We start from the raw sequence: 10,983 nt of genomic DNA on the forward strand, positions 1-10,983 counted from the left end.
TTATATAAACTGTTTTCTAATATTATTTATTGGATTTTTTCTTATTTAAAGGTTTTTGAATGGTTTTTTTAATGCCTTTTTTGCAAAAATTTTTACATTAGAAAATTAGAATATAAAGAAAAAAATAAAATATAGGAGATAGACTCTAAAAATACGAATAGAATTTGATTTTTATTATTTTAATTAGATTAATTAATAATTAAATCCTATTAAATTGAATTATAATTGATAATTTCTTAAAAAACTAATAAATAAAAAAATAGCTATTAGCTATTATAAAATGAAAAAAAATTAAAGTTTAAGAATTAAAATAAAAAAATTTATTTTTAAATAGATTACATTTTTAAAGGTGCAGATATACCTAATAGCTCTAAACTATTTTTTATAGTAATTCTAGCTTTATCCACCAATAAAAGTCTAGCTGACTCAATTTCACATCCCAAAACTTGTTCTGATTTATAAAACTTATTAAAAGCACTAGCAAGATCCTGTACATATTGAGCAATAGGATGAACTCTCATAATATCTGCTGATTCATCAACTACAATTGGAAATTTAGCTATCAATCTAATTAAATCCATTTCAACTTCATTAGGAGTCCAATCGTCCTCAATTTTATCAAAATCTATATTTAATTTTTCTTTAGTTAAGTCGAAGTTTCCACATTTTTCAAGTAGTTTACAGGCACGTGCATGTGCATATTGTATTGAAGCACATCCTCTTTCAAAACTAAGAGCCTCATCCCATTTGAAAGTTATATGTTTTTCTGGAGATAATCTTGAAATAAAATATCTTATAGCTCCAATACCTATTTCATTAGAAATTTTATTAATTTCATCTTCATTAAGGTCATTTCTACGTTTTTGAACTTCATTTTTTGCCCTATCAATTGCTTCATCTAATAATTCATCAACTGATATAAATACCCCTCTTCTTGTAGACATTGACCCTTCTGGAAGGGTTATAAATTCATAAAATATAACTTCTGGTGATTTCTCATTTAATAAATTTAAAGCCATACTTACTTGTTCAATAGCTAACTTATGATCAGAACCTAAAATGTCAAGTACAAGATCTCCTTGTTCTGATTTCCATTTGTGATAAGCAAGGTCCCGAGTTGAATATAAAGATGTTCCATCGGATCTTCTAAGAACAAGCTCTTTTTCTATTCCAAAATCTTCTAAATCCAAACATAAAACTTCTTCTTCTTTTGTATGGCCAGTGGCAATTAAGCCATTTACAACTTTATCAACTTCACCATTTCTTACAAATTGTCCTTCCCATACAAAATCATCATGAATAATGTTTAGATTATTTAAAGTTTGTTTTACCCCAGTTAAACAATCATTAACAGCTTTCTCAAAAATTTCATCTAAGTCTTCACTTAATCCACCTTCATAAGCTTTAATAAGGTTGTCAACTTCGATTTTTTTATCTTCATTAGAATTTATATATTCATTAACTTTGAAATAAAGTTGACCTATTTGATGGTCTATTTTATTATCTAAATTAGACTTATCTGATTTATTATCTAAATTATTCTCATTTAAGCTATTATCACTTAAATTATTAGCTATATTATCAATATATTTTTTAGACAACTCTTCATCAATACTTAAACCTAATTTTTCCATTCCAAAAACAATCATAGCTATTTGACGGCCCATATCATTAACATAATATTGTGTGTTAACTTCATATCCCGCTGTTTTAAGAAGTCTTTTTAAAGAATCTCCAATAATTGCATTTCTAATATGGCCTATATGAAGAGGACCATTTGGATTAGCAGAAGTATGTTCTAAAACAATTTTTTCATCTTTAGTTGTGAGTTTTCCATAATCATCTGAAACACTTTCAAGTAATCTTCTTGAAAATGTTTTATAATTTATAAAAAAATTTATATATGGACCTTTAGCTTCTACTTTTTCAAATATATCAGAAATTTCAATATTTTCCATAATACTAGAAGTAATATCCATTGGAGACATTTTTAATTTTTTAGCTAATTGGAATGAAATAGTTGTTGCTAAATCACCCATTTTTGGATTTGGTGGAAATTCAAGCTTAATATCCTCTGGAATTTCATAATTTAAATTTTTAAGAGCATTTTTTAAAGAATCTAATGCATTATTTTTGATTTCAAAGTACATATCTTCACCATATGAATATAATAATAAAATACATTTATAGTATAATAGAATACCTTTATATTCGCTACCATTTTTTTATCTTATACTATTCATATTATATAACTTTTTTATATTATATAACTTTTTTTTAAATTTAACATTCCATTTTTATAGCGTTTTTTTTTTGAAATTTTTTTATGTGTTTTGTTTTTACACTTTAAAAACCTGGATATTTAATTATTAGATTTATAATGATTTATTTAGTTTTAATTTCTTTTTAATTATTGGTTTCTTTCTTATTATTAATTCCCTTTCTGATTATTAATTTATTTAAGATTTATGTTAGATCATTCCTAGTTTTTTCTGAATTTAAATTTTTAGCTAAATAAAACTCAATAATTTTATGTAATCTATTTTTGATTTATATTTCAGAAAAGTTATTATATTATTAATTACATAATAATTATTACAAATATTAATATAATAATCTATTAAATGATATATTTAGAGGTGTGTTTTATTCTTGATTTTAATTTACACGAAGTTGATGATATACTTCAAAATGTTAGAAATACTAATAATATCCTGATACAAAACACTTCTCATTTCAAAAAACAAGCTAAAACTTATAAATACTGTAGTTATGACTTAACATATGAACTACTTCAAAATCATGCCCCTCATGATATAAAATATTCTGAGGACAATAAATTCAAGGTAAGATATTTAAACCCAAATAATGAAAAATATTATACTTGCATTGTGATTTTCATTGTTGATAATGAGAAAATTAGAATAATAACAACACATCCTGAAAGGAGGAAAAAATATGACTGATAAAAAGCAATTAGATTATAGTTACGACTATTTAGCTGATGCTTTATTTATCTATGTAGTTGGAAGTTCTGATTATGAGGAAGCTATAGAAATAAATAATAACACTTATTTATCATTAGATGAAGATAGCTATCCTGTAGCTCTTGAAATTCTAGATGCTAGTAAAGTTTTACATGTCAAAAAATTTAATTTAAAGAATATTAAAAGTATTAATTTAAAAACATGTATAAATAATAAAGAAATCATTGTTGATTGTGTTTTAGAAGTTCCAATTCATAATAAAAACCAAATAAAGTCAACAAATTCTGTAATAGTTAATGATATGAATTTACCAAATATAACTGCTGAGTTAGCTACAGCATAATTTTTAATAATATATTAGATTATAATTTAAAATTTTAAAACATATTATTTTTTATACATCTCGTTTTTCCATTTTTAAAAATCTCTAAAAGAATACCTTTAAACTTACTTATCTCTCACATTAGCCTATTAATTTTAGTATATTGTCTTTAAATATAAAAGATAATAAGATTATGTGTTATAAAAGAAAAAAATAATATATTTTAAATTTTTAAACATATAATAAATATAGAGTATAAAAATGTAAAATAAGAGTATAAAAATGTAAAATTAGAGTAGAAATTATGATTAAATTATGAATAAGCTATAATAAAATTATAATAAACTATAATGAGCTATAATGAACTATAATAATACTATAACTAGATTATACTAAATCCCGGTCAATAAAAAAAAATAAAAAAAAATATTTAGTTGAATTTATATTTTAACTAAATACTTAAATAAATCAAAGACCTTTAAGCCATATCGTTATATAACCAATTTTAGGAATTATAAACGGCTGATCTCCAATCGTCACTACTCTTTCAGTTATTTGCGATGGCGATACAAGATAAGGGTCTGGAACATCATTGTTATCACCCTTTATTACATAGTATTTACTTCCATTAACGTTTGTCTCATTTATAATTCTATGAATAACAGGGTTTGGGAACCATTTAGCATTATAAACAACTATATCTCCTACTTTTGCATTATTTGGATCGAACTCATGAATTCCGAGGAAATCAGCTTTTTCAACTACTACAATATCTCCTCTAAAAAAAACAGGTTCCATACTGCCGGAAACAACTACATTCATGTGTTGGGCAATTAATAAACCAAAAATAATTATTAATGCATAAATAGCTATCTCTTTTTTTGTTGACATTAAAGCACCATATAATTTTAATTTATTAAAATGAAATTTTTATATTAACAATAATTATTGACTTCATGTTATATAAACAATTTACTAATTTTAATCATTAAAATATTATTAATCATCAAAATATTTTTAATCATTGAAATATTAATAAACTTTGATAAAAATAAAAATTAAAGTAAATTTTTTATAAATATAATAATTTTTTAATATGAATATGAATAAATTTTTAATATAAATTTAATAAAATTAAAAATCTACAATAGAAAAAATAATTCTACAATATATAGTATTAGCTAACATTATTAGCAATAAACCAAATTAACTAATTAAAAAAAATAAAAACAAAACTATAACAGCTTGAAATTAAAAATTGAATTTTATAAGATAAAATTTTTTTAATTAAATATCAAAATTAAGATTATTATTAAATATAAAAATTAGAATTACTAATTAACTTAAAATTAGAATTACTAATTAAATTAAAATTAGAATTATTAACTAAATTAAAATTAGAATTACTAATTAAATTATTAATTAAATATTAAAATTAAAAATTTTTAGATGTGTTGAAATTAGTAATTAATATACAAAAATAATAGGATTAATAGAAATTAAATAATAATTTCTATCTTAAAATAGCTCCTTTATCTGCAGAACTAACTGATTTTTGATAAATATTCAACCAACCCTTAACTTTCCTTTTTGGAAGTTCAGCATTTTCTATTCTTTCTTTAATCTCATCATCAGATAAATCTACATTGATTTTCCTATTTTTAATGTCAATTTCAATAATATCCCCATCAATTAAGCCAGCTATTGGGCCACTACTCATTGCTTCAGGAGATACATGCCCTACACAAGGTCCACGAGTTCCTCCAGAAAATCTACCATCAGTTATAAGAGCAACATTTTTTATTCCAAGACCCATAATAGCAGAAGTTGGATTAAGCATTTCTCTCATTCCAGGACCACCTTTAGGACCTTCACAGCGTATAACAACGATATCACCCTCAACAACTTTCCCATTAAAAATTGCTTCAACTGACTCTTCTTCACTATTGAAAACCTTAGCAGGGCCTTTATGATACATCATATCATCTTCAACAGCAGCTTGTTTTATTACAGACCCATTTGGAGCTAAATTTCCTTTTAATATAGCAATTCCGCCTTCATCATGAACAGGATTATCAATTGACCTTATTACATCCCTATTTTTAACTTCTATATCCTTAATATTTTCTTCTATGGTTAATCCATTACAAGTAATCAGATCAGTGTTTATTTTATCTTTAATTGATTTTAAAACTGCAGGAATTCCTCCAGCTTCATGAAGATCCAACATAGTATCTTTACCTGCAGGACTCATAGAAGCAATATGTGGAACATTTTTGCTTATAAAATCAAATAATTCAAGATCAACTTTAATACCTTTATCTTCAAATTCACTAGCTATAGCAGGAATATGTAAAGCAGTGTTACTTGATCCACCTAAAGCCATATCTACAGCCAAAGCATTTTCAAAAGCTTTTTGTGTAACAATTTTAGAAGGAGCTAATTCTTCCTCTATCATTCCAACAATACGTTTCCCAGATTTTTTAGCTATTTTAAACTTATCTTCATCAGCAGCGAGTGTTGTAGCACACATAGGTAAGCTCATACCAAGAGTTTCAGTCATACAAGCCATAGTATTTGCAGTAAATAATCCTGAACAAGAACCAACACTAGGACAAGCACTACATTCAAGCTCATATAAATCATCCTCGCTCATTTCTCCTTTAGAAACTTCTCCAACGGCTTCATAAACACTGATTAAATCTGCATTTTCTCCTTTGAATTTACCTGGAACCATTGGCCCACCAGTTACAACAATAGAAGGAATATCTAATCTTAAAGCAGCCATCAACATTCCAGGAACAACTTTATCACAACTAGGAATAAGAACAAGTCCATCGAGGCTATGGCCCATAGCTACACTTTCAACTGTATTAGCTATAATTTCACGAGAAGGAAGAGAATATTTCATTCCTTCATGATTCATAGCTATACCATCACAAATAGCCATAGTGTTAAATTCAAAAGGAACACCCCCAGCATCCAAAATCCCTTTTCTTACTTCATCAGCTACTTCTTTCAAATGAATATGTCCAGGAACAATGTCTGTAAAACTGTTAGCTATTCCAATAAATGGTTTTTTAAAATCATCATCTTTAAGTCCACAAGCTCTAAGAAGAGACCTATGTGGAGCCCTTTCAATTCCTTTTTTTATACTATCGCTTCTCATTTAATCACTAATAACTATGAATCATTAAAAATAGTTAAGCCTTTTATAATATATTAAAGCTTTTTATAATAATTTTTTATATATTTTAATAATAATTTTTTATTTTATTTTTTTTATAATATTTTTTATTATATTAAAACTTTTTATAATATTTATAATATTTTTATAATATATTTCTTTATTATATTTTTTAATAATATGTTAAATTTTTTATAATATATTTATATTTTTAACTACTTAACTTTTACAAATAATAATTTAATATAAAATATTTTGAAATTTCAAATTAATTAATTAATTAATTAAAAAGTAAAATAAAATAAAAAAAAATAAAATGAAAAAAATAAAATGAAAAAGATATTTATTCATAGTAATTAAATAAAAAAATTAAATTAATAGAAAATAAGAAGAAAAAGAAGAAAAAATAGAAAAGAAATTAAAATAGTAAAAATAACAAAAAGAAGAAAAATAAAAATAGAATAATGGGAATTAATAATAGAAATTAATAATATATTAATGTTTACTTTAAATAACTGTTTTAAGAGACTATTTTTCTGATTTTATCATTGTTAGTACCATCTTAAATTTTTCATTTGCAAACAAAGCATGAGGTTCATTTGCTGGCATTATAATGAGATCTCCTTTTTTTACAGTATTTTTATTACCTGAGATAGTAATTTCAGCTACACCATCAACTATTTGAACCATAGCATCAAAAGGAGCACTATGCTCACTTAGTCCTTGTCCTTTATCAAAAGCAAAGATTGTAACGGTGCCAACTTCTTTTTTAATAATTTCACGACTAACAACAGCTCCATCTTGATAAGTAGCTAAGTCATCAATTTTAATTGGTTTACTTTTTAGATTATCCATGATTAATCTCCTTTAGACATAATAATTTGATTTAAGTTAATATTAGATTATAATTTAACTAATATAAAATATAATTAACTAATATATAATCTAAATAGCTAATATAAAATATAATTAATATATAATATAATAGCTAATATAAAATATAATTAACTAATATATAATCCGAATAAGTAATATAACTTACAATTAACCTAATATTCTTTTAATATCTTCTTCTGGGTCGCCTATTGGAGTTAAATTATAGTTGTTAACTAAGAAATCAGCTATATCACCATTTACCCATGCTGGTAAAATAGGTCCTAAAAGCATATCTTTTTTGTTTAAAAAGAGTAAACTCCAGAATATAGCTACTGCTTTTTGTTCCATCCAACTTAAGACAATTGTTAATGGAAGATCATTTAACTCTAAGTCAAAAAGGTCAGATAATGCCAAAGCTATATCAACAGCTACAATCGCATCATTACATTGTCCAATATCTATAAGACGTGGGACCCCTTCAATATCTCCAAGATCCAAGTCATTGAACCTGTATTTACCACATGCAAGAGTTAATATCACTGTATCCTCTGGTAATTTTTCTACAAATTCTCTGTAATATCTAGCTTGTGGAAGTGGGCTATCACAACCCCCTACTAAGAAAAATCTTCTAATTTTTCCTGCTTCAACAAGTTCTTTAATTTTATCAGCTAGTGATAAAACAGTAGAAGCTCCAAATCCAGTGGTGATTGTTGGTTTATTTTCTTCTTCTTCAAGATCTCCAAGCTCAAGAGCTTTATTAATCAATGGTGTAAAATCATAATTATCAATTTGCATAATTCCAGGTAATTTTGCTACACCACTAGTAAATATTCTATCAGAATAATCATCTTTTGGTAAAAGTACACAATTAGAAGTTCCCAATATAGCTACATTATAATTTGAAAAAGTTTTCTTTTGATCAAACCATGGACCTCCAAGTTGACCAACTAAATGCTCATACTTTTTAAGTTCTGGATATCCATGTGCAGGAAGCATCTCACTATGAGTATAAATATTAATTCCTTTTCCTTCAGTTTGTTTTAAAAGTTCTTCAAGAGCTTTAAGGTCATGGCCTGTTACTAAAATACCTGGACCTTTTTTAGATCCTACTTCAACAACTTGTGGCTCGCTCTCCCCATAAGTTTCTATATGGGCTTTTTTAAGAAGCCTCATAACTTTTATATTAGCTTCACCAGCTTCAAGTCCTAAATTAATTAAGTCTTCAACATCAAAATTTACATTAGTGAGAGTACTGTACATTCCTTTAGTTAAAAACTCATCTATAGTTTCATCTCTATAACCTAATTCGTTTGCTTGGTAATTATAAGCACTTATTCCTTTTATAGAATAAATTAAATTATCTTGTAGTCTAGCCACAGTTGGAACTTTTCCACATACTCCTCTTACATCACATCCTGTTCCTTTTGCTGTTTGAGAACATTGATAACAAAACATATCGAGTGGTTTATTTGCCATAATTTTTCCTCCTTAAAATCTACATCAATTCAGTTTCTAATTATTTATATTTATGTCCTAATTTTTATATTTAGGATCTATATCTATTAAGGGATTTAGTACAAAATTTTGTTTTATTTTCCGGAATTTTAATTTAAATTTCTGTATTTTAGATAAATTTTTGAATATAGAGCAAATATTGGGTAATAACAAATGAAAGCAATTTCTTTAATTTATGTATTTACTGAAATTTACCCTTACTATAATCTTGTTTGAAATTGTATATATAATTTTTGTAACTTTTTATGGGTAAAATGTTACATTAAAGCTTGGATAAATAAAAAAGAAGAAATAAAATAAATAGATATTAATAAAAAAGAAGAAATAACAATAAGCAGATTTTAATAAAAAAGATTAAATAATGGTAATTATATTTCTATTTAAACTTTTTTTACTATAATAAAATCAATTTTTTAAAAAATTTACACTTGAAATCGATGTCTGAATATAATTAAATTATACTAAAAAAGAATAAATTCTAAATTAAAATAATAAAAAATTTAAAAAAATGAGCTCGAAAAAAGATTTAAAGTATATTTAAAAAAAGAATAAATAAAAAAAAGAATAATTAAAAAATATTTTAATTATTTAAAAGACTGAATAAGATATTCATTTGGTTTTATTTTCTTTTTTTGGTTTTTTGCTTATTTAATTTCATTTTTTTATTTAATATGTTAAAAAAACGATCATCGTAATTTTTAGCTATATCTTCATATTGATTCCATACCCCAATTGCAGAACTTGGAACAACATTCTTATTTTTGCCAGAAAATTTAGAAAAAATATGAATCATCTCAACACTATCCCTAACAATTAGATTAACAAAAGGAATATCTGCTTTTAAAATATTAACTCCAGAATCTTCAAATTCAGCTAAGACATCAATTTTTTTGTCATCAATGTAACAATGATCAGCAGCTAAAATATTCACTTCTATGCCTTTTTTTAATAGATTTTTAAATTTATCTTTTAAAAAATCAGATTCCCCTTCAAATAGAAATCCCATTCGAATTGAAACTGTTGATTTAGCCCGTGAGATAATTTCAAGTTCTTTTTTTATAATTCTATCTGTACCATGAATTAACCAGATTGGTGCAGGTATTTTAGAGAGTTGACTTTCATAAGCATAATTTAGATTCATCTCAGTTTCTTCAAGCTCATCTAGAATCTTTTGTTTATATCTTCTGAAAACATCAGATGGAGGGACAATATTATATTTTAATGGCCTTCCTCTCTCAATTTCAATAAAACCTTTACTTGATAATGATTTCAATACATCATAAATTTTTGTTCTTGGAACATTAGAATTAAGACTAATCTCTGTTGCAGTTCCAGAAATCATATAAGTCATGGATAAGTATACCATAGATTCATAAGTAGATAATCCTAATTTTTTAAGAGAATCAATAGTTTTATTTTTCATATTATCCCATTAGTAATTAATTATGATATTTTTATACTATTATATTAAATTAACTAATCAATAGTATAAATAAAGATTATATAAAACAATTATATATATTGATATAAAAAAGTCTAGATTATTATCTAAATTTATTCAAAACATTGATTTAAACATATTTTTATTGAAAATATTTTACAGTTGCAATATATGTTTAAATTATTTAATATTTAATGAAAAAGCTGAAGATTATACCTTTAAAAAAAATTGTCAACCATTTTAGTTTACTATTATATAATTTATTTTGTATAATGATTTTTACTATAATTAATGATTAGTTTTACTATAATTAAATTTATAAGTGAATTTTTATATAGATTATTACTTAATTAAACAAAATAAATAGTAGTAAAAATAAAATAGTTATGAGTACATTTATAAAATATTTTTTTTGAAAATAAAATTTTTATTTGAAATATAATTTTTATATGAATATAAATTATTAAGAATTTTATATGAATAAAAATTATTATAGAATATTAAATTAGATGATATAAATAAAAACTATTAGATATATATGATATAATAATGTTAATTATAAAAAAATATTTATAAAAATTAGTTAAAAAATATTAATTTAAAATATTAATTTAAAATATTAATTTAAAATATTAATTTAAAATATTAATTTAAA

Annotated in this window: 8 protein-coding genes; 2 read left to right on the forward strand and 6 right to left on the reverse strand. The window is 23.9% G+C overall.

Annotation, left to right across the window (positions count from 1 at the left end):
- Positions 1–335: 335 nt before the first annotated feature.
- Positions 336–2,150, reverse strand: coding sequence for an arginine--tRNA ligase (gene argS, locus Q0087_RS01240; RefSeq protein ID WP_297897595.1), 1,815 nt, complete (start codon positions 2,148–2,150; stop codon positions 336–338).
- 474 nt (positions 2,151–2,624) lie between these two features.
- Between argS and Q0087_RS01245 the strand changes: the two genes are divergently transcribed.
- Complete coding sequence (locus tag Q0087_RS01245) at positions 2,625–2,966, forward strand: hypothetical protein (protein WP_297897598.1); 342 nt, start codon at positions 2,625–2,627, stop codon at positions 2,964–2,966.
- Positions 2,959–3,330, forward strand: coding sequence for a DUF2283 domain-containing protein (locus Q0087_RS01250; RefSeq protein ID WP_297897601.1), 372 nt, complete (start codon positions 2,959–2,961; stop codon positions 3,328–3,330). The genes Q0087_RS01245 and Q0087_RS01250 overlap by 8 nt, the downstream gene beginning before the upstream one ends.
- A gap of 447 nt (positions 3,331–3,777) precedes the next feature.
- Here Q0087_RS01250 and Q0087_RS01255 read toward each other — a convergent pair whose 3' ends face one another.
- From Q0087_RS01255 to Q0087_RS01275, 5 genes are all read right to left on the reverse strand, one after another.
- Positions 3,778–4,200, reverse strand: a complete 423-nt coding sequence (locus Q0087_RS01255; protein WP_297897604.1) for a signal peptidase I — start codon at positions 4,198–4,200, stop codon at positions 3,778–3,780.
- Between the two features lie 622 nt (positions 4,201–4,822).
- Complete coding sequence (gene ilvD / locus Q0087_RS01260; protein WP_297897607.1) at positions 4,823–6,478, reverse strand: dihydroxy-acid dehydratase; 1,656 nt, start codon at positions 6,476–6,478, stop codon at positions 4,823–4,825.
- A 546-nt stretch (positions 6,479–7,024) separates the two neighbouring features.
- Positions 7,025–7,354 (reverse strand): cupin domain-containing protein, encoded by a 330-nt coding sequence (locus Q0087_RS01265; protein WP_297897616.1) that lies wholly within the window; start codon positions 7,352–7,354, stop codon positions 7,025–7,027.
- 186 nt (positions 7,355–7,540) lie between these two features.
- Positions 7,541–8,848, reverse strand: coding sequence for a hydroxylamine reductase (hcp, locus tag Q0087_RS01270; RefSeq protein WP_297897610.1), 1,308 nt, complete (start codon positions 8,846–8,848; stop codon positions 7,541–7,543).
- 658 nt (positions 8,849–9,506) lie between these two features.
- Positions 9,507–10,310 (reverse strand): TrmB family transcriptional regulator, encoded by an 804-nt coding sequence (locus Q0087_RS01275; protein ID WP_297897613.1) that lies wholly within the window; start codon positions 10,308–10,310, stop codon positions 9,507–9,509.
- Positions 10,311–10,983: the final 673 nt, after the last annotated feature.

The organism is uncultured Methanobrevibacter sp., from assembly GCF_937881195.1.
GTDB lineage: Archaea > Methanobacteriota > Methanobacteria > Methanobacteriales > Methanobacteriaceae > Methanobinarius.

Bases quoted from the DNA above. Each gene is read 5' to 3' on its own strand.
- Q0087_RS01250 (WP_297897601.1), top strand. From the start codon at position 2,959: ATGACTGATAAAAAGCAATTAGATTATAGTTACGACTATTTAGCTGAT.
- hcp (WP_297897610.1), bottom strand. From the start codon at position 8,848: ATGGCAAATAAACCACTCGATATGTTTTGTTATCAATGTTCTCAAACA.
- Q0087_RS01275 (WP_297897613.1), bottom strand. From the start codon at position 10,310: ATGAAAAATAAAACTATTGATTCTCTTAAAAAATTAGGATTATCTACT.
- argS (WP_297897595.1), bottom strand. From the start codon at position 2,150: ATGTACTTTGAAATCAAAAATAATGCATTAGATTCTTTAAAAAATGCT.
- Q0087_RS01255 (WP_297897604.1), bottom strand. From the start codon at position 4,200: ATGTCAACAAAAAAAGAGATAGCTATTTATGCATTAATAATTATTTTT.
- ilvD (WP_297897607.1), bottom strand. From the start codon at position 6,478: ATGAGAAGCGATAGTATAAAAAAAGGAATTGAAAGGGCTCCACATAGG.
- Q0087_RS01245 (WP_297897598.1), top strand. From the start codon at position 2,625: ATGATATATTTAGAGGTGTGTTTTATTCTTGATTTTAATTTACACGAA.